Raw genomic sequence first — 18,950 nt, 5'->3', positions numbered from 1 at the left:
AATTCCGACAAGGGGACCACTATGTCCGCACTCACCATCCACAAAGGACTCGCGGGGGTCGTCGTCGACCGCACGGCGGTCTCGATGGTCAACCCCGACACCAACTCCCTGACCTACCGCGGGTACCCGGTCCAGGATCTCGCGGCGAACTGCACGTTCGAAGAAGTCGCCTACCTGCTGTGGCACGGCGAACTGCCCACGCCCGCACAGCTGGCCGAGCAGAACGCCGCCGAGCGCGCACACCGCGCGCTCCCCCACGACCTCGTGCTCACGCTGCTGGCCCTGCCCGAGTCCGCGCATCCGATGGACACGCTGCGCACCGCGGTGAGCATCCTCGGCGCGAACGACCCGGACGAGGACGACAACAGCCCCGAAGCCAACCAGGCGAAGGCATTGCGGTTGTTCGCCGCGTTGCCTTCGGTGGTCGCGCTCACCCAGCGCCGCCGGCGCGGGCTGCTGCCGCTGGCCCCGCGCGAGGACCTCGGTTACGCGGAGAACTTCCTTTATCTCTCCCTCGGTTCGATCCCGGAACCGGAGATCGTCCGCGCCTTCGAGACCTCCCTGGTGCTGTACGCCGAGCACAGCTTCAACGCGTCCACTTTCACCTCGCGGGTGGTCACCTCGACGCTGTCCGATCTCTACAGTGCGGTCACCGCGGCGATCGGCGCGCTCAAAGGGCCGCTGCACGGCGGCGCCAACGAAGCCGTGATGGCCACCTTCGAGGAGATCGGCGACCCGAGCAGCGCGGAAGCCTGGCTCAAGACCGCGCTCGCCGAGAAGCGCAAGATCATGGGCTTCGGACACCGCGTGTACAAGAACGGGGATTCCCGGGTGCCGACCATGCGCCGGGCCTTGCAGACCGTGGCCGAACTGCGGGACGGCCACCGGCTGCTGGATCTCTACGAATCGCTCGCCCGCGCGATGTACGCCGAGAAGGGCCTGCACCCCAATCTCGACTATCCTGCCGGACCGGCGTATCACCTGATGGGTTTCGACACCCCGGTGTTCACACCGATCTTCGTCGCCTCGCGGATCACCGGCTGGACCGCGCACATCTCCGAGCAGCTGGCGGCGAACAGCCTGATCCGGCCGTCCAGCGTCTACTCCGGACCGGCGCAGCGCGCCCTCAGCCGCTGACCCAGCCGCCTGGAAAGGGCTGTGAAGGGGCCCTTCACGGACTCTGAGTCCGTGAAGGGCCCCTTCACAGCGTCGTCGGTCGGCCGGTGAGGACGCAGTCGCCGCACTTGGGTCCGGCGCGGCCGGGTGCGGCGCGGTAGATCAGACAGCAGCTGGTGCGGCGGAACCGGCCGCCGGTCCGAGTGGCCGCACCGGCCAGCGGCGGGGACTGCTCCAGCGCGGCCAGCAGCGCCGACACGGCGTCCGTCCACTCCGGACGCTCGCCGCCGAGCACGACGGCCGCGCCGTTCAACGCCGACGCGAGGTTGCCCTGCCGCACCTTGGCGGCCAGGGAGAACGCCCCCACGGCCCGGTCCAGCCGGGCCATGGGTCCATTGAGGACTCGCTCCGCGAACGCACCGGCCACTTCGGACGGTGCGACCGGCGTGGCATCCGCGCGCAGCGACAACGGCATCGCCCCGCCGATCACCGGCTGCCACCAGGCGTCCGCGAAATCCGGGACGATGTGGTGCCCGGCCGCGAGCGCCAGCGCGGGCGAGCACAGCCGGGCAGCCATCCCGAGGTGCGCCACCGAGGCGGCGACCCGCAGCTCCACGTCACCGCCCCCGGCCGCGAGCACCTCACGGACCTGCCCGACCCGGTGCCGCAGCGGCGGACCGTCGTCGAGCACCTCCGCCAGCGGCCGCCACGGCCCGGGCGGAGCGGCATCCGGCGGATGCGTTTCCACGGCGAAGAACGGGCCGAGCCCGGCGAGCGGATTCACGCCGCGGCGACGGCTTCCGCCGGACGGCCGCGGTGCAGCACCCGCTCGGCGAGCGGGCCGAACACGAGTGCGATCGTGCCCCAGAGAACCACCTGGGACAGCACCGAGTAGAGCCGGAATTCGAAGAGCGTGTCCGCCGGGAAACCCGGGTAGACGATCTGACCCGCCGCGTCCTTGAGCGGCAGGGGCGTTTCGGTGCCCTGCGCGCCGTGCTCCGCGACGTTGCCGGCCAGGTCCCCCAGCGAGGGCAGCAGGGCCATCAGGATTCCGGTCAGCACCACGAATGCGGCACCGGCGACCAGCGCCGCGTTCCAGCTGCCGAGCTTCGGCGCGAGTCGCTTGCCCACCAGCAGCGCGGCCACCAGGAACAACACCGCCGCGGCCACCATCACCAGGTACAGCCCGGTGCGGGCGCCGATCGTGGCGTGGTTGCCGACCGCCGGCGGGTTCGCCGGGTACTTCAGGAACGGCACCAGGTACAGGCAGACGAACCCGGCCCCGGAGACCAGCAGGGCGAGCACCCGGGCGCGGACCCGGCCTACCCGGCCGAGCAGCACCGTGTAGACGACCGCGAACAAGGCGCCCATCGCGACGCCGAACAGCACCATGCCCAGGCCGATGCCGAGGTTGCCCTGCACCGCCCGGCTGAACAGCTCCGGGCCTTCGGAATCCATCGGCATTCCGGCGGCCTTGTCCAATGCCGACTGGACCTCGTCGCGACCGGCTTCGTAGTCGATGGCGGCCTGGATCGGCGGCTCGGCGAAGATGCGCGCGAAGACGAACGCGAACAGCCCGCCGAGTGCGCCGGCCAGCAGGCCGCGCAGGATGAGTTTGCGCTCCATGTGCGTGTCAGTGGCAGGGGAAGCCGAGGAAGTGCCGCGCGTCGTGGACGAACTCGTGCACGTGCGTGTCACTGCCGAATACGGAGACCGCGCCCTGGTCGATCCCGATGAAGTAGTACAGCAGCAGGGCACCGAAGACGGTGAGCCCCAGCCACAGCGCGGCCTTCGAGACGGGCAGGACGACCGGGGTGGACCGATCGGCGGGAATGCTGGTCATCGAGCTCTCCTTCGGGATGACGCGTCCCTTGCGGGTGGAACTGCCGGCGGCTCCTGGACCTGACTCGCCCTCCGGGGAGGGCTCACAGTGGCGCGACCGTGCCGGAATCCCACCGGCTTCCGCGAAGCCGCCGCGCGAGCTGAACCGTACGACCAGCCTTCCCGCCCGTCAATCCGCCGCCCGGTGGCAGCCGCTGCGACCCCGGGCGCAGGAAAGATCGATATTCCTGCTAACCTACTTTCACTAGTTAACTAGTGAAAGTAGGTTAGCGTGTCCACTCCGAACCAACGCCGCGCGGTACGCGGTCTCACGCGGGTGCCGCGCTCACCGCCGCCGCGGCACTCTTGCTCGCCGGCACCGCCTTCGCCGGGGACACCGGAGCCAGGCCGGTCACCACTCTGCTTCGAGTGCACACAGGCGGGTTTCCGCTGGAAGTCCGGCTGGCCGGCAGGAATGGCGACGGCTTCTCCGCGCGGCAGGAACCCGGCCGTAGCCGGGACTATCCGGCGCCCTCGGACGGCCGGCGCGCAGTCATCTTTTTCACTACCGGCGCACCGGTGGTCAGTTACCCACTGACCACCGCCGGCCCAACGTTCACCTGCACCTTCTCCGGGCCGCAGGTGACCTGCGAGTACTGACCGGAACCGAAGCTCTATCGTGACCAGGAAACAGGAACAGGGAATATGACCGGGGACAGGACGAACGCGGACGAGCAGTCCGCGATCCGGGCCGAACGGCTCGGGAAGCACTACCGCCGCGGCTGGGCACTGCGAGACTGCTCGCTGACCGTGCCGGCCGGGCGGATGGCCGGGCTGGTCGGGCCGAACGGCGCGGGCAAGAGCACCTTCCTGGGCCTGCTCACCGGGCTGCTGGCACCCAGCGAGGGACAGGTGCGGGTGTGCGGGACGACCCCGTCCGGCCGCCGCCCGGATCACCGGGTTTCCTTTCTGTCCCAGGCAAAACCACTCTACCCGCAGTTCACCGTCGAGGATCAGCTGCGGTTCGGCCGGTCGGCGAACCCGGAGTGGGACCAGGCGCATGCGGAGCACTACCTGGCCCGTGGCCGGGTCCCGGCGGGCGCACGGATCGGCACCCTGTCCGGCGGCCAGCGCACCTAGGTCGCACTCGCGGTGGCACTGGGCACCCGGCCGCGGCTGGTGCTGCTGGACGAACCGCTGGCCGACCTCGACCCGGTGGCGCGCGGTTCGGTGCTCGCCGCGCTGGCCGAGGAACGGCAGCGGCACGGCACCACCATCCTGCTGTCCTCCCATGTGCTGGCCGAACTCGAGCAGGTGTGCGATCACCTGCTGCTGTTCGCCGGCGGGCAGGTCCGGCTCGCCGGGGATGTCCGCGAGCTGATCGCCGGGCACGCCGTCCTGTCCGGTCCGCCCCGCGGGTGCCTCCCCGTCCCGGCCGATGCGGTAGTGGACGCGATGCACCATGATCGCCGCACGCACCTGCTCGTCGCGACCGGCCCCGGTACCCCGGTGGACCGGTCCTGGCACCGCCGTCCGCCCACGTTGACCCAGCTCGCTCTCGGATATCTGCGCGCCGCGCATGAGGAGGTGGCATGATCTGGGTGGCCTGGCGCCAGCAGCGCGCCCAAGTGTTCGTCCTGCTCGGCCTGCTCGTGGCCGGTTACGTCACGGTGCTGCTCCTGCGCGGGGCCATGCAGTCGGACGTGACGGCGCTCGGCGGCTGCCTGAACGAGGAATGGACCAGCAAGGCGTGCTCCTCGCTCGTCTCCGCGTTCAAGAACAGCTGGTTCGGCCTGATGACCGGCGCCGAGACGGTGGTGACCGCGCTTCCGGTGCTGCTCGGGATGTTCTGCACGGCGCCCTTGATCGCTCGGGAGATCGAGCACGGTACGCACCTGCTGGCCTTCACCCAGTCGATCGGGCGCACCCGCTGGATGCTGACCAAGTTCGCGGTCGCCGCGGTGCCCGCGATCGCCGTGCTGCTCCTGATGCAGCAGGGCGTCAGCTCCTGGCTGGATCTCGCGGGCAAGTTCAACCCGCGCGAGGCCGGCCCGTATCAGGGGACCACCTTCGGCACGACCAGTGTCGCTCCACTGTCCTATGTGCTGTTCTGCCTCTCGTTCGGGCTGATGCTGGGCGTGCTCACCCGGCGCAGTCTCGTCGCGATGGCCGGCACGCTGGCCACCTTCGTGGTCTTGCGGTCGCTGCTGGGACAGGCATACGGACTGGTCGGCAGCGAGCGGGTGATCTCGGACGACCCCACCACGGCCCAGCCCGGGTCCGGCTCGCAGTACTCCGAATACCTGGACAGCGGATACCTCTCCCCCCAGGGCGAGACGATCAGCAAGGCGGACGCCGAGCCGCTGATCGCGCAGTGCCCTGCGCACACCAACGGCACCGTGACCCCGGGCCTGGCCGACTGCTACCGGCAGCACGGACTGGCCAAGCTCTACATCGACGAGCTCCCCCCTTCGGCCGCCCCGGCCGTGCACTGGACCGAGTTCGCGATCGTCACCGGGCTGGCCCTGCTGTGCCTGCCGATCGCCCGCCAGGCCCTGCACCGGCGGGTGTGACCGCACGGCTTCCCCAGGTCCCGGCCGGGCAGCGGCTATGCTCCCGCAGGTGATCGAGTTCCGGATCGACCGGCGATCTGGGGTCTCCACCTACCTGCAGATCGTCCAGCAGGTAGAGCAGGCGCTGCGGCTCGGGCTGCTCAAGCCCGGCGACCGGCTGCCCACCGCGCGCGCGGTGGTGGAGGCGATCGCGGTCAATCCGAACACGGTCACCAAGGCCTACCGGGAACTGGAGCACGCGGGGCTGGCCGAGGGACGGCGCGGGGTCGGCACGTTCATCACCGGCAGCCTCGGCAGCGAGGCGGGCGGGCGGGAGACTCCGCTGCGCGGCGAACTGGCCGAGTGGATGGACCGCGCGCTCGGCGAGGGCTTGGGCCTCGAGGACATCGACGCGCTGTATCAGGACGTCCGGCGAGACCGGCAGGCGTGAACGAAGCGGGCAAGAGAGGACAAGCGGCATGCTGACCGTGCACGGGCTGGGCAAGCGGTTCGGCTCGACGCGAGCGCTGGGCGGCTGCTCGTTCACCCTGCCCGAGGGCCGGGTGGGTGCGCTGGTGGGGCCGAACGGCGCGGGCAAGAGCACGCTGCTCTCGCTGATCGCCGGGCTGATCCGGCCGAGCGAGGGCACGATCGAGGTGGCCGACGCCCCGGTGCGCGGCCGGATGCACCCGGATGTCGCGTTCGTCGCGCAAAACCGGCCGATGTTCGGCGACTTCACCGTCGAGCAGACGCTGCGGGCCGGCGAGAAACTCAACGACCGCTGGTCGGCGGAGTACGCCCGGCAGATGCTGAACCTGCTCTCCGGCGTCGCACCGGACCGCCGGGTCCGGCACCTGTCCGGCGGCGAGCGGACGCAGGTCTCGCTCGCCGTCGCCCTCGGGCGGCTGCCGAAGCTGCTGCTGCTCGACGAGCCGCTGTCCGACCTCGATCCGCTCGCCCGGGACGAGACCCTGCGCATCCTGATGGCCGACGCGGCGGAACGGGGCACCACCATGCTGGTGTCCTCGCATCTGCTGAGCGACCTCGCCCCGGTCTGCGATCACCTGCTCCTGCTCGACCGCGGCGAACTGCGGCTGGCCGGCGACGTCGAGGAAACGCTGCAGGAACACCGGCTGCTGGTCGGCCCGGCCGCCGCTGCGGCCCCGGAGGCGGGGCAGGTGATCGAGACCGGCCGGACCGGGCGGCAGGCGAGCTACTTCGTCCGCCACGCCGGCACCGTCGGACCGGAGTGGAAGGCGACCGTGCCGGAGGTGGAGCAGCTGGTGCTGGCGTACCTGCGGGCCTCCCGGGTCGCGGCGGACTGAGCGGCGACCGGCAAACGCCGCCCCCGCTCGGGCCGCCCAGACCAAGGCTGTGAAGGGGCCCTTCACGGACTCTGAGTCCGTGAAGGGCCCCTTCACAGCTTGCCGGAACGCGGCGCGCTCAGCCCGGCGCGCTCAGCCCGGCCGCAGCCCGAGGGCGAACCGCCACGCGGCGAGGCAGGCCTGTTCCTCGGGTAGCCGCCGGTGCTGCTCGACCGTACCGTTGCGCCAGACGATCACCGCGACCAGGCCGCGGGCGACCGGGGTGAGGCCCACCAGTACCTCGTCGTCGCCGTCGGCTCCGGGATACTCGGCCAGCTCCCACCGGCGGCTGGTCGCGTGCACGGCGACCGACCAGCCGGGCAACCGGGCCAGGTCGGTCACGCTGCGCGGCACGCCGGTGCCGCGTTCGGGCACGCTCATACCCGGCTTGCGGCGCGCAGGTACGCGCCCAGCCGGATGCGCAGCCCGCGGACGTCGGTCAGCGCGACCGGCAGGTGATAGACCGGCCGGTAGCCGACCGAGCTGTCGGCCGGTCCGCAGGGACCGCCGACGTAGACGAACCCGTCGTCCGGGTCTTCCCGCACGACCGTCCACGGCTGCGTGTCCCAGGCGCGGGCCCCGTCGTACCGGGAAATCCAGTAGAGCGGGGCCTTCATCACCTCGCCGACCGAGGCCAGCAGGCCCGGCACGTCGGCGCCGAGCACGCCGAGGCCGTGGCCCGGCCACATCCGGGGCAGCACCCGGGCCGCCGTGTGGTCTTCGACTGCCGGAGCACACGCGAAGACCGCCTTGCCGGCTTCGATCGAAACCGACCACCGCTGCATGGTCGCCGTCACCGGAATCACGTACATGGTCGCCACTGCCTGTCCGCCGCTGCCTCGTCCGCTGCTGCCCTGCGAGCCCGCCACTTGAAGGAGAGCGGAAGCATAGCTGAACCCCGCCGGCCTTCAAGGTTAACTCATCGGGCGCGAAATGGATCCTCCACTGTGGACCTCACGGCGCCCGGATCAGTCCGGCGAGTGCCCGCCGAAGGACCGCAGCCGCAGGCTGTTGGACACGACCAGGACCGACGAGAGCGACATCGCCGCCCCGGCGATGAGCGGGTTCAGCAAGCCGAGCGCGGCCAGCGGCAGCGCGGCGACGTTGTAGGCGAAGGCCCAGACGAGGTTGCCGCGCAGCACGCCGAGGGTGCGGTTCGCCAGCCGGATCGCGTCCGGCACCACGCCGAGGTCCTCCCGCACCAGCACCACGTCCGCCGAGCGCAGGGCGATGTCGCTGCCGTGCGCCATGGCCAGGCCGAGGTCGGCGCCGGCGAGCGCGGGGCCGTCGTTGATGCCGTCGCCGACCATCGCGACCCGCGCTCCCCCGGCCCGCAGCCGGTCGATCACCGCGGCCTTCTCGGCGGGCAGCACCTCGGCGAGCACCTCGTCGACGCCGATCTCCGCGCCGACCGTCTCGGCCGCGATCCGGTGATCGCCGGTGAGCAGCACCGTGCGCAGGCCCAGCTTCCTCAGTTCGGCGACCGCGCGGCGGGCGGACGGCTTGACCACGTCCCGCACGACCAGCACCCCGGCGGCTTCGCCGTCAACGGCGACCACCACGGCTACGGCGCCGTCGGCCTGCGCCGCGGCAATCCGTTCGACGCACTCGTGCGGCAGAACGATCGCCCGCTCGGCGACCAGCCGCGGGCTGCCGACGAGCACCCGGTGGCCGTCGACCGTGCCCTCCGCGCCGAGGCCCGGCAACGCGGCGAACTCCGTGACCTCGGGCAGCCCGGCGACTTCGGCTTCGGCCGCGGTCACCACGGCGGCGGCCACGGCGTGTTCGGAGCCGGACTCGACCGCGCCGGCGAACCACAGCAGCTCGCCCCCGGTCCGGCCGGCGACCGGGTGCGCGGCGGTGCAGGTCATCCGGCCGGTGGTGACGGTGCCGGTCTTGTCCAGCACGACGGTGTCCACCCGGCGGCTCGCCTCCAACGCCTCGGGGCCCTTGATCAGGATGCCCAGCTGCGCGCCCCGCCCGACGCCCGCGGCCAGCGCGGTCGGGGTGGCCAGCCCGAGCGCGCACGGGCAGGCGATGATCAGCACCGAGATCGCCGCGGCGAACGCGTCCCGCACCGGGTGCCCGGTCCACCACCAGCCGAGGGCGGTCAGCACGGCCAGCACCAGCACCGCCGGGACGAATACCGCGCAGATCCGGTCCACCAGCCGTTGCACCGACGCCTTGCGTGCCTGCGCCTGCTCGGCCAGCGCGGTCATCTGCGCGAGCTGCGTGTGCGCGCCGACCGCGGTGGCGCGCACGACCAGCCGGCCCTCGCGGTTCAGCGCGGCGCCGAGCACCCGGTCCCCCTCGGTCACCTCGGCGGGCACCGGTTCCCCGGTCAGCGCACTGGTGTCCACAGTGGACCGTCCGGCGGTGACGATCCCGTCCGCGGCCAATGCCTCGCCGGGCCGGACCACGAACCGGTCGTCCACGGCCAGTTCCCCGATCGGCACCAGCCGCTCCACGCCGTCGCGCAGGACCCGGACCTCCTTGGCGGCCAATGCGTCCAGCGCCGCCAGCAGACCGGCCGCGCTTCGCCGGGAGCGGCTTTCGAAGTAGCGCCCGGCGAGCAGGAAGGTGGTGACTCCGGCTGCGACGTCGAGGTAGACCGCGTCCGCGCCGGGTGCGGTCGGGCCGAAGCCGACCCAGTAGCCGGGCTCCGCGCTGCCAGCCAGCGTCGTCCATGCCGACCAGGTGAACGAAGCGAGCACACCCAGCGAAACGAGCGTGTCCATGCTTGACGAGCGATGACGCAGGTTTCGCAGCGCGGCTCGATGGAACGGCAACGCGGCCCAGAACACCACCGGCATCGCCAGCGCCAGGCACAGCACCTGCCAGCCGGGGAACCGCAGGGACGGCACGAGCGCCAGCGTGATCGACAGGTCTCCGATCGGGACCGCGAGCACCGCGGCCACGATCAGCCGTCGCCGGAGGTCGCGTACCCGCGCCGTGGTCAGGTCCGGGGAATCCTCGCCGCGCAGCCTGGCCTGGTAACCGGCCTTGCGCACGCGTTCGAGCAGGACTTCGTCACCGACGTCCGCCGATACGTGCACGGTGGCGCGTTCGGTGGCGTAGTTGACCGAGGCACGGACGCCGTCGATCTTGTTCAAGGTCCGCTCGACGCGTGCGGAACAGGCGGCGCAGGTCATGCCGCTCACATTCAGCTCGATGGTGCGCACCGACGGACCGGCCGGGGTGGTGATGGTCATGTACGGCTCCGTGTTCCGGTCATCGCCCACGCTCGGCGAGCTGGGCGAGCATGGCGTTGTAGGCGTCGAAATCGGCTTCGCCGGTGCGGTCGGTGCGCTTGGCGCGCCGTTCGTCGTCGCGGGACCACTGCACGAGCAGCGCCACGACGACGACCACCAGCGGGATCTCCCCGCTCGCCCAGGCGATCCCGCCGCCGAGGCGCTGGTCGGCCAGCAGGTCACCGGCCCAGGGCGGGGCGAGGTAGTGGTAGTAGGTCGCGGCGATCACGGTCTGCTTGCTCATCACGATCACGCCGAAGAACGCGTGGAACGGCATCACCGCGAACAGCACGCCGAGGCGGGCCAGGTGCGGGATCCGGCGGGGCGTGCGGTCGGTGCCGACCACCACCCAGGCGAAGAGGTACCCGGTGATCAGGAAGTGCAGCCGCATCAGCTCGTGCGACCAGTGGAAGAGCATCGCCTGCCCGAATAGGCCCGAGAAGTACAGCGCGTAGAACGATCCGGCGAACAGGATCGCGGCCACCGCCGGATGGGCGAGGAACCGCGTGACCGGGGCATGCAGCAGGTCCACCAGCCATTCCCGCGCGCCCGGCACCCCGGACCGCGCGGGCAGCGCCCGCAGCGCGAGCGTGACCGGGCCGCCGAGGACGAGCAGGACCGGGCCGTACATGTTGAGCCCCATGTGGGTGACCATGTGCAGGCTGAAGGTGCCGGGCGAGTACGTGCCCAGCCCGGACGAGGTCGCGATCACCACGATCAGCCAGCCCAGCAGCCACGCGGCGGTCCGGCCGGTGGACCATGCGTCGCCGCGCCGGCGCAGCCTCCGCACACCGAGCACGTACAGCACGCACGCGAGCACTGCGATCGACCCAATGATCAAGTCCGGGCGCCAGTCGGTGAGGAATCGCAGCCACGACGACGGGTCGGGCAGCTCGTAGCCGAGGATCGTCTCCTGCACGGTCGCCGGATCGTTCACGAATGACGGCGGGACGAGGACCGTGAGCCCCACCGAACCGCCGGCGGCGAGCATCAGCAACAGCAGCTCGACCACGGCGACCCGCCGGGGTGCGACACCGCGTGCGGCCGCCAGCATCGCACCGGCCGCCGCGAGCAGGACCACCTCCACCGCGAGCAGCAGCCCGTACCGGCTCATCAGGCCGTCCGGCCGGGCCGTGACCAGACCGCCCACCGCCCCGGACACCAGTACGACCACGAAACAGAGCCGGGACAGCCGGTGGTAACGGCGCAGGACCAGCTTGTCGGGAGCGCGGCGGCGGAGATGGGCGAGGAGCGCGAAGAGCGCGCCCAGCCAGACCGAGGCCGCGGGCACGTGCCAGACCAGCGCGCCGGTGGCGAAGTCGTGTCCGGCCCCGACCGACGCGTGCCCGATCACCACCGGGGCCAGCAAACCGGCGAAGGAGACGGCCAGCGCGAGCACCGTCGTGCGCCAGGCCATCGCCGGCCAGGTCAGGGCGGTGACAACGGCCGCCACGACCACCACGCAGAGCCATGCCTTGGGTTCTTCGGTCGCGCCGATCGTGGACAGCAGGGCACCGTTGCCGAGCAAAGTGCCCAGTGGCAGACCGGACGCCGCCGCGGCGGACAGCGGTACCGCCGCGATCGCCGCGGCGAGCCAGCACGCGGCACTCCCCGCGGCGAACCGGACCGCGGCGAACGACTCCGCGGTCAGCTTCCGTCACGCCGCCCTGGCGCGACGAACGCGGCGAAGGCCAGCCCGCCGGCGCAGCCCGCGCCCGCCGCCACCGCCGCGAACCGGACGATCGCGAACCCGAAGGTCACCCACGGCCCGGGATCGGCGGTGCCCAGCGGTGCGTAGACGTCGCCTGCGGTGGCAACCACGATCAGCAGCAGGGCCAGCCCCGCCACCACCGCGGCCACCAGTGCGCCGCGGAACCTCCTTTTGCTCACCCCCCACCGGTCGGATCCTCCCCCGCACCGGTTCCCGGCGGCCCGGCGTGATCCCCGACACTCGTCCACAATGGCCGGTCCGCACCCTGCCCCTGCCCCTGCCCCTGCCCCTGGGGCTGGGGCTGGGGCTGGGGCTGGGGCTGGGGCTGTGAAGGTGCCCTTCAGGGACTGTGAGTCCGTGAAGGGCACCTTCACGGACGCTGGATCCAGGCGTCGGCAAAGTCGGTGTGAAGGGGCCCTGCACAACCACGGAGGTCCGTGAAGGGCCCCTTCACGGACTCTGAGTCTGTGAAGGGGTCCTTCACGGACCCGAAACAGGTCCGGCACGTACCACGAGGTGGCCGCGCACCCCGAACACAACCGCATCGCCACTACCGGACGAAACCGATGAAGAGGGCAGGCACCACCGATAATGACGCGGCAGCCACCGCTCTCTGCTGATCACAGGCCCTCGACGAACTTCGCCGGGACCTGCGGCTGGGGCTGTGAAGGGCCCTTCACGGACTCTGAGTCCGTCAAGGGGCCCTTCACGGACGCTGGATCCAGGGCGTCGGCAAAGTCGGCGTGAAGGACCCTGCACAACCACGGAGGTCCGTGAAGGGCACCTTCACGGACATGCAGGCCCCGGCAGACTCAGCGTCCAACCGGTCAGGAGCTTACGGCCAACGGCGTGCACGCCTCCTCCAGCGCATCCGCCGCGGCCGGCGCGCCACCGGCCGCGCGGAAGGACTCCGCCACGCGCCCGGCCGCCGCCCGGTATCGCGGATCGTCAAGCACCTGATCCACCGCCTTGCCCAGCTGCGCGGCCTTCGCCCGGCCGAAGCGCAGCCGGACGCCCGCACCGGCCGTGACGACCTGGTCTGCGATCATCGGCTGGTCGTCCCGGATCGGCGCGACCACGAGCGGCAGGCCGTGTCCGAGTGCTTCGCACACGGTGTTGTGGCCGCCGTGGCAGATCACCGCGGCAGCGCGGGCCAGGACGTCCAGCTGCGGGATCGATCGCCGGACCAGCGCCCCCGGCGCGTCCAGCGTGCCGGAGGGGTCGGCGATGACCGCCTGCACCCGGTCGGATCGTTCTCGCAGGGCGGCGGCGCATTCGGCGAGGAAGACCGCGCCGGTGTTGACCGTGCCCAACGTGACCAGCACCAGCGCACGCGCGGGATCCAGGTCCTGCCAAGGGAAATCGACCTCGGGACGGGCACCGAGCGCTGGACCGGCGAACGTCACCCCGGCCGGGCACTCCCCCGCCAGCGCCGCGGTGGTGAACGCCAGCACCAGCCGCGGCGAGAACCGCGGATCCACCACCGGTGCGCCCAGCCGCTGCGCGAGCGCGGCGAGCAGATCCGCCCGCCACTGCGCGACCTTCGGCAACGCGGACAGCGGATCGGCCAGCTCCGACGACGTACTCGCGGACGTCGCCCACGGCACGCCCAGCCGTTGCGCCACCAACGCTCCGGCGAAGGCCTGCTGATCGGCCACTACGACGTCCGGACGGAACTGCTCGATCGCCGCTTCGACGCCCGGCGCCATCGCCTCGGCGAGCGGCACAAGAACCTTCTCCCACAGGACTTTCAACGCGGCGAAGCCCTGCAACCCGTCCGGGCGCGGCGGAAACGGGATCGTCCCGCAGGGCAGCACCGGTTCCCCCGCGAGCGATTCGGGCGCGCCGGTCCACGCCACCACGTGTCCCCGCGTGCGCAGTTCGGCGGCGACCGCGACCAGCGGGTTCACGTGCCCCGGAAACGGCGGAACCACGAACAGGAACCTCACGCGTCCACCAGTTCGTGCCCGTCGACCCAGTCCAGCAGCAACCCGCGCACTGTCCGATGTGCCTCGGCCAGTACCGAATGACCTTGCCCTGGAGGAATTTCGGTGCGGCAGCTCGGCGACGCACCGACCGCGTGCGGATCATCCTGCCGGAATCCTTCGTTGCCCACAATGGACAACACCGGACACCGAATCTCCGCCGGCCGGGATTCCTCCGCCGCGCGGACGTGGCGCTTACCGACGGCCGCGCTCAGCACGCGTCCACCAGCTCATGCCCCGCCACCCAGTCCAGCAACAGCCCCCGCACCGTCCGATGCGCCTCGACCAGAACCGAATGGCCCTGCCCCGGAAGCACTTCAGTGCGACAGTCCGGCAGCATCCCACCCACCGCATACGGATCGTCCCGCTGGAATCCCTCACTGCCCACAATGGACAACACCGGACACCGAATTTCGGCCAGCCCATCCGCATCCAGCAGCGGACCCAGCGGAATCTCCTCCGCCATCGTCGTCGCACGCAGGCGCTTCCCGGTCGCGCGCGCGAGCCGGGCGTGGTGCTTGCCGAAGGTCGCGCTCAGCCAGTCGAAGAACTCCTCACGGCTGAGTTCCTTCATGATGTTGGCCAGGGTGCGCCCCATCTTGCCGGCCCACACCGCGGTGGCCGGTTCGGATTCGATCGACACCACCGTGGCCACCCGATCCGGATGCTGCGCGGCGAAGCTGAGCGCGATCGTGCCGCCGAAGCTGTTGCCCACCAGGTGCACGGGGCGGCGCAGGTCCAGCTCGTCGAGTAGGCCGCATAGATCGGCCACGAAATCGCCGACCCGGTACCCGCTGGCGGGTTGCTCGGTGCGGCCGTGCCCGCGCAGGTCGTAGGCGAGGACTTCGACGCCCGAAGCGGCGACGGGGGCGGCCAGCGTCAGGTAGAAGCTGGCCAGGCTGTCGGTACCGAGGCCGTGCACGAACACCACCGGCGGCGGCGGGCGGCGCGCGGAATCCCCGGCCGGCATCCGCTCGTAGTGCATGCGGATGCCGTTGGCGACGAGCATGCTCACCGGCGGCTCTCGACGTACCCGGCCAGCTGCCCGACGGTCAGCTCGATCACCTCGTCCAAGTCCTTGTCCGCCAGCCATTCGGCGAGGTTGATCCGCTCCCCGTAATGCTCGCGCAGCCGCCCGGCGAGCGCCACCAGATCAATGCTCTCCAGCTGCAGATCCTCGTGGAACGACGAGTCCAGAACGATCTCGACGTCTTCGGCCTCGTATTCGCCGAGGATGTCGCGCAGGATCGCGCAGACGGTCTCGAAGGCCGGGGTGTCCACGGCCGGTTCACTGCTCACTGTTCTCCTTCCAGCTCACCCGGTACTGCCGCGGCGGCAGCCCGGGCGGATTGACGAGCGTCGCCGGGCCGTCCCCGGAGACGCGGATCCACGGATCGGTACCGGCGATCGCGGCACCCAGCTCGCCGTGGCAGGCGAAGGCGACCTTCAGCTCCGGCAGCGCGAAGCCGTGGCAGCCGGTCACCGTGCCGTCCTCGCGGACGAGGATCTCGGCCGGGTAGATCGGACCGGCCCCACGCTCCCACAACAGGCCGCGCACGGCGTCCTTGATCGCGATGCGGCCGAGCACCCAGTGCCGACGGTCCCGCACCGGGACCCGTTCGTACTGCGCGCGTTCCGCCGCGCTGAGGTACTTGCCCAGGTACAGCTCGCGGGAGGCGAGCCCGGGCCAGCGCTCGAACGCCGCGTACCAGCCGCCGGGCTGCCGTTGCGCGATCAGGTTCCGTTCCGGGACGAGGTAGGCGGGCTCGATGTCCGGATGGCAGTCGAACTGGCGGTCACGCCAGCCACGCACCTCGGCGTGCACCCGGCCGTCGCGGACCAGCTGCGCCTCGAACTCCATCCCGGTGCCGGTCACCTCGGTCACCCGCGCCAGGCAGTGCAGCCGGGTACCCGGGACCGGTTCCTCGCTGTGGAACCGGAATTCCCGGATCTCCACCGGGAACGCCACCCGGTAGTGCTCCTGGGTCTCCACCGCCCACAGGCCGAACAGCTGGCCGATGTTGTCCAGCAGCGCACCGGGCGCGGGCGGCACGGTGATCGTGGCCGCCACATGCCGGGCACCGACCGAAATCGTCTCCGTCAGGCCCTGGAAACGCGGGCCGTGGAACATCCAGCGCTCGCCGTAGAACCGTTGCGCGCTCAGCCGTGGTGCCCGGCCGGCCGGCATCGGCCAGAGTGCCGGCGGTTCGGGGTAGTCCGCGGCCAGCTCGACCCTGGCCCGCGCGTAGTCGCCGAGTTCGAGATCGAGCTGCCCCGGACCGGCCGGGCGGACGGTCAGGGCGACCTCCACGGCCGGGGCCGCGACGAGCCAGTGGTGCAGCCGGACGTCGCGGACCGCGATCGCTCGTGCCCCGGGCGCGGCCTTCTCCGCGGCGTCGGCGAGGTGCCGCACGATCGTGGTCGCCGGGACGACCGGCCGCCGGTCGGTGTCGTCCGGCCAGCCCTCCCGCTGCGGCGCGAACGTGTGGTCCAGCAGATACGGCATGGTCTCCAGGGAGAATCGCATCCGCTCCGGTGGCCGGCTCGCGGCCAGTACGGCGGAGGCCGACTCGGCGGTTTCGCGCAGCAGATCGTCGAACTCCGCGGCCAGCGGGTGCCGGGGCGCACTGGCGGGCAGGAGTCCCGCCGCCTCGGGGCAAAGGCTGACCAGGCCCGCGGACAGGTCGATCGGCACCGTGCCGGGCCGCCGGGTGAGGACGCCGAAGTCCGGCTCCCCGCCTTCGGCCCAGACCGCGGCGGCGACCCGGCGCAGCTGGTCCAGCCCGCTCCGGTGTGCCGAGCTGGCGGCGATCGCGAGGTGCTCGTCCCGATCGAGGATACTGTCCACAAGGGAGCCGAGCTGGCCGTGCCCGGCCTGCACGAACACCCGTGCGCCGTCGGCGTAGAGCGCGCGGATCAGCTCGGTGAACCGCACGGGCTCCAGCAGATGCCGCAAGTACACCTCGCGCACCGCCGCCTCGTCCCGCGGGAACGGCGCGGCGAGCGTCGCCGACCACAGTGGCACGGACGGCTCGTGCACGGCCAGCGTCTCCGCGAAAACGCGGAACGGCGCGAGATAGGGCGCCAGCATCGGGGTGTGGAAGCCGGACCGGAACGGCAGCACCTGGCACAGCACGCCCTGCGCGCGGAACTCGCCGAGCAGCTGCGCGATTGGTTCCGCCGGGCCGCACACGATCGTCTGCAACGGCGAGTTCTCGTGCGAGACCACCAGTTCCGGCGGCAGCGCGGCCCGCACCCGGTCCGCCGGGCAGCCGAGCACCGCGAACTCCACCCCGGGCACCTGCAGCGACTCCGGATCGGACCGGGCGAGCAGAGTGTCCACTTCGGACGCAGAGTGCACCCCGGCCGAGACCATCGCGGCCCATTCGCCGACGCTGTGCCCGGCGACCGCGTCCGGCACCACGCCGAGGCCCCGCAACGCGGTGTCCAGCAACCGATCCACCTGCAGCACGGCGAGCCCGTGCCGGCCGACCCCGTCGGTGCACACCACCGGCTTCGGCAGTCCGAAGTGGACTGCGACGTCGTCGAGACTCGGGGCGAACTCGGCCTCCAGGCCGGGGAAGACGAACGCCACCTTCGCCCGCGGATCGGCAAGCAGCGGCGCGGGGCTGAACCAGAGGTCCTGCCGGCCGCGCCACGGCCGACCCTTGGCGACCGCTTTCCGGGCCAGCGCAAGACGTTTCGCCGTCGGCGCGACGAGCGCGAGCCGGATCCGGCCGGTGCCCGGCGCCGCGGCCCGCAGGTCGCCATCGGCAGCATCGAGCAGGCGGGCGAGGTCTGCAGTGGTGTCCGCGGCGAACCGCAGCACGCGGTCCGGTTCGGTCACCACGGGCGCCGGAACCGGGGCGGCACCGGGCGCCTGCTCCAGCACGACGTGAGCGTTGATCCCGCCGAACCCGAACGCATTCACCCCGGCACGGCGCGGTCCGGTCCACTCGCGGGCCTCGCGAACCGGCGCGAACCGGGTGCCCGACAGCGCCGGGTGCGGATCGTCGCAGTGCAGGGTCGGCGGCAGCACGCCGTGGTGGACCGCGAGCGCCGCCTTCACCAGCGCCGCGACCCCGGCGGCCGACATGGTGTGCCCGATCATCGATGTGACGGAGCCCAGCGCGGCGGGCTCGCCCTCACCGAAAACCTGGCGCAGCGTGGCGAGTTCCGCCTCGTCCCCGGCCGGTGTGCCGCTGCCGTGCGCCTCCAGCAGTCCGATCGAGCCGGGGGCGGCCGGGTCGAGACCGGCTGCGCGCCAGGCCATCTCGACCGCGCGGACCTGCCCGGCCGGACCCGCGCCGTGGCCGTCCCCGGCGACGCCGGAACCCCGCACCACGGCGTAAATCCGGTCACCGTCGCGCTGCGCGTCGGCGAGGCGTTTGAGCACCACGACGCCGGCGCCCTCGCCGAGCACGATGCCATCGGCACCGCGATCGAACGGCCGGATGCGCTTGCTCGGCGAAAGCGCGCGCGGCCGTTCGACCACGCTCCAGAACGTGACGTCGTGGCAATGGTGCACGCCGCCGGCGAGCATCGTGTCGCACCGGCCGATGCTCAGCTCGGTCACCGCCTGGTCGACCGCGACGAGGGACGAGGCACAGGCCGCGTCCACGGTGTAGGCCGGGCCACCGAGGCCGAGCCGGTGGGCCACGCGAGTGGCCACCAGGCCAAGGGTCTCTTCCGGCCGGTCCTCGCCGAGTGCGCTGGTGAACGCAGTGTGCACTTCGGACAGTTGGCCGGCGGAAAGGCCGGGAACCAGCTCGGCGAGGGTGTGCACGAGCTGCCGCGCGGTCCGCACGCGCTGGTCGAGCCGCGCGATCCCGGGCGTGAGATGGCCGCCGCGGCCGAGGACGACCCCGGTCCGCGACCGGTCACCGAGCCTTCCCTCGCCGCCCGCGTCGTCCACCGCGGCGGCCGCCACCTGCACGGCGATCAGCTGCTCGGGCTCGGTCCCGGACAGCGCGGGTTCGGCGCTCGCCGCCACGAACCCGCCCCGGCCGCCGGGCAGCCCGCGCCCGGCGGGCACGTCGGTCACCGCGTCCACCCCGGTGACCAGGTTGTGCCAGTACCGGGCCAGGTCCGGCGCCCCGGGCAGGAGCACCGCCATGCCGACGATCGCGACCGGCGTCCGCTCAGTCACG

General features: G+C 72.0%; 19 protein-coding genes and 1 riboswitch. Of the genes, 6 read left to right on the top strand and 13 right to left on the bottom strand.

Going from position 1 to position 18,950, the window contains the following annotated elements:
* Nucleotides 1–21 precede the first annotated feature (21 nt).
* Nucleotides 22–1,137: a bifunctional 2-methylcitrate synthase/citrate synthase gene (locus ATK36_RS30495; protein ID WP_098514586.1), complete on the top strand. Its 1,116-nt coding sequence runs from the start codon at nucleotides 22–24 to the stop codon at nucleotides 1,135–1,137.
* Between the two features lie 64 nt (nucleotides 1,138–1,201).
* Here ATK36_RS30495 and ATK36_RS30490 read toward each other — a convergent pair whose 3' ends face one another.
* Genes ATK36_RS30490 through ATK36_RS30480 form a run of 3 tightly spaced genes read right to left on the bottom strand, consistent with a single transcriptional unit; the run spans nucleotide 1,202 to nucleotide 2,959 of the window.
* Nucleotides 1,202–1,900 carry a (2Fe-2S)-binding protein gene (locus ATK36_RS30490; protein WP_211291991.1) on the bottom strand — a complete coding sequence of 233 codons (699 nt, stop codon included), beginning with the start codon at nucleotides 1,898–1,900 and terminating at the stop codon, nucleotides 1,202–1,204.
* Nucleotides 1,897–2,742, bottom strand: coding sequence for a CbtA family protein (locus tag ATK36_RS30485; protein WP_098514584.1), 846 nt, complete (start codon nucleotides 2,740–2,742; stop codon nucleotides 1,897–1,899). Before ATK36_RS30485 ends, ATK36_RS30490 begins: the two co-directional genes overlap by 4 nt.
* 7 nt (nucleotides 2,743–2,749) lie before the next feature.
* Nucleotides 2,750–2,959, bottom strand: coding sequence for a CbtB domain-containing protein (locus ATK36_RS30480; protein ID WP_098514583.1), 210 nt, complete (start codon nucleotides 2,957–2,959; stop codon nucleotides 2,750–2,752).
* A 58-nt stretch (nucleotides 2,960–3,017) separates the two neighbouring features.
* Nucleotides 3,018–3,076: riboswitch (cobalamin riboswitch) on the bottom strand.
* A 566-nt stretch (nucleotides 3,077–3,642) separates the two neighbouring features.
* Between ATK36_RS30480 and ATK36_RS34070 the strand changes: the two genes are divergently transcribed.
* The 5 genes from ATK36_RS34070 to ATK36_RS30455 are packed head-to-tail and all read left to right on the top strand — an operon-like array spanning nucleotide 3,643 to nucleotide 6,814.
* On the top strand, nucleotides 3,643–4,077 hold the full coding sequence (locus tag ATK36_RS34070; protein ID WP_245915319.1) for an ATP-binding cassette domain-containing protein: 435 nt from the start codon (nucleotides 3,643–3,645) through the stop codon (nucleotides 4,075–4,077).
* A gap of 12 nt (nucleotides 4,078–4,089) precedes the next feature.
* Nucleotides 4,090–4,533, top strand: a complete 444-nt coding sequence (locus tag ATK36_RS34065; RefSeq protein ID WP_245915318.1) for an ATP-binding cassette domain-containing protein — start codon at nucleotides 4,090–4,092, stop codon at nucleotides 4,531–4,533.
* Nucleotides 4,530–5,510 (top strand): ABC transporter permease, encoded by a 981-nt coding sequence (locus tag ATK36_RS30465; RefSeq protein WP_098514581.1) that lies wholly within the window; start codon nucleotides 4,530–4,532, stop codon nucleotides 5,508–5,510. The genes ATK36_RS34065 and ATK36_RS30465 overlap by 4 nt, the downstream gene beginning before the upstream one ends.
* Nucleotides 5,511–5,559: 49 nt before the next feature.
* A complete protein-coding gene (locus ATK36_RS30460; protein ID WP_211291990.1) occupies nucleotides 5,560–5,940 on the top strand; it encodes a GntR family transcriptional regulator in 381 nt (126 codons plus the stop codon).
* Between the two features lie 28 nt (nucleotides 5,941–5,968).
* Nucleotides 5,969–6,814, top strand: a complete 846-nt coding sequence (locus ATK36_RS30455; protein ID WP_098514579.1) for an ATP-binding cassette domain-containing protein — start codon at nucleotides 5,969–5,971, stop codon at nucleotides 6,812–6,814.
* A gap of 132 nt (nucleotides 6,815–6,946) precedes the next feature.
* Here the strand turns inward: ATK36_RS30455 and ATK36_RS30450 are convergent, their stop codons facing one another.
* The 10 genes from ATK36_RS30450 to ATK36_RS30405 all read right to left on the bottom strand — a co-directional run bounded on the left by ATK36_RS30450 (nucleotide 6,947) and on the right by ATK36_RS30405 (nucleotide 18,949).
* Complete coding sequence (locus ATK36_RS30450; protein WP_141544578.1) at nucleotides 6,947–7,234, bottom strand: hypothetical protein; 288 nt, start codon at nucleotides 7,232–7,234, stop codon at nucleotides 6,947–6,949.
* Nucleotides 7,231–7,665 carry a hypothetical protein gene (locus tag ATK36_RS30445; RefSeq protein WP_098515305.1) on the bottom strand — a complete coding sequence of 145 codons (435 nt, stop codon included), beginning with the start codon at nucleotides 7,663–7,665 and terminating at the stop codon, nucleotides 7,231–7,233. The genes ATK36_RS30450 and ATK36_RS30445 overlap by 4 nt, the downstream gene beginning before the upstream one ends.
* A 156-nt stretch (nucleotides 7,666–7,821) precedes the next feature.
* Nucleotides 7,822–10,065 carry a heavy metal translocating P-type ATPase gene (locus tag ATK36_RS30440; protein WP_098515304.1) on the bottom strand — a complete coding sequence of 748 codons (2,244 nt, stop codon included), beginning with the start codon at nucleotides 10,063–10,065 and terminating at the stop codon, nucleotides 7,822–7,824.
* A gap of 19 nt (nucleotides 10,066–10,084) precedes the next feature.
* Nucleotides 10,085–11,632 carry a cytochrome c oxidase assembly protein gene (locus tag ATK36_RS30435; protein ID WP_245915317.1) on the bottom strand — a complete coding sequence of 516 codons (1,548 nt, stop codon included), beginning with the start codon at nucleotides 11,630–11,632 and terminating at the stop codon, nucleotides 10,085–10,087.
* 119 nt (nucleotides 11,633–11,751) lie between these two features.
* Entirely contained in the window at nucleotides 11,752–11,994 is a 243-nt protein-coding gene (locus ATK36_RS30430; RefSeq protein ID WP_141544577.1) for a hypothetical protein, read from the bottom strand.
* Between the two features lie 648 nt (nucleotides 11,995–12,642).
* Nucleotides 12,643–13,764, bottom strand: coding sequence for a glycosyltransferase (locus tag ATK36_RS30425; RefSeq protein ID WP_245915316.1), 1,122 nt, complete (start codon nucleotides 13,762–13,764; stop codon nucleotides 12,643–12,645).
* Nucleotides 13,761–14,018, bottom strand: coding sequence for a hypothetical protein (locus ATK36_RS30420; protein WP_098514575.1), 258 nt, complete (start codon nucleotides 14,016–14,018; stop codon nucleotides 13,761–13,763). Before ATK36_RS30420 ends, ATK36_RS30425 begins: the two co-directional genes overlap by 4 nt.
* Nucleotides 14,012–14,815, bottom strand: a complete 804-nt coding sequence (locus ATK36_RS30415) for an alpha/beta fold hydrolase (RefSeq protein ID WP_387000480.1) — start codon at nucleotides 14,813–14,815, stop codon at nucleotides 14,012–14,014. Before ATK36_RS30415 ends, ATK36_RS30420 begins: the two co-directional genes overlap by 7 nt.
* Nucleotides 14,812–15,099 carry an acyl carrier protein gene (locus ATK36_RS30410; RefSeq protein WP_098514573.1) on the bottom strand — a complete coding sequence of 96 codons (288 nt, stop codon included), beginning with the start codon at nucleotides 15,097–15,099 and terminating at the stop codon, nucleotides 14,812–14,814. Before ATK36_RS30410 ends, ATK36_RS30415 begins: the two co-directional genes overlap by 4 nt.
* On the bottom strand, nucleotides 15,089–18,949 hold the full coding sequence (locus tag ATK36_RS30405) for a beta-ketoacyl synthase N-terminal-like domain-containing protein (RefSeq protein WP_098514572.1): 3,861 nt from the start codon (nucleotides 18,947–18,949) through the stop codon (nucleotides 15,089–15,091). The genes ATK36_RS30410 and ATK36_RS30405 overlap by 11 nt, the downstream gene beginning before the upstream one ends.
* Nucleotide 18,950: the final 1 nt, after the last annotated feature.

Source organism: Amycolatopsis sulphurea, from assembly GCF_002564045.1.
Taxonomy (GTDB): Bacteria; Actinomycetota; Actinomycetes; order Mycobacteriales; family Pseudonocardiaceae; genus Amycolatopsis; species Amycolatopsis sulphurea.
Note: the sequence above shows the minus strand (reverse complement) of the source record. Positions and strands in the feature narration are given on the sequence as shown.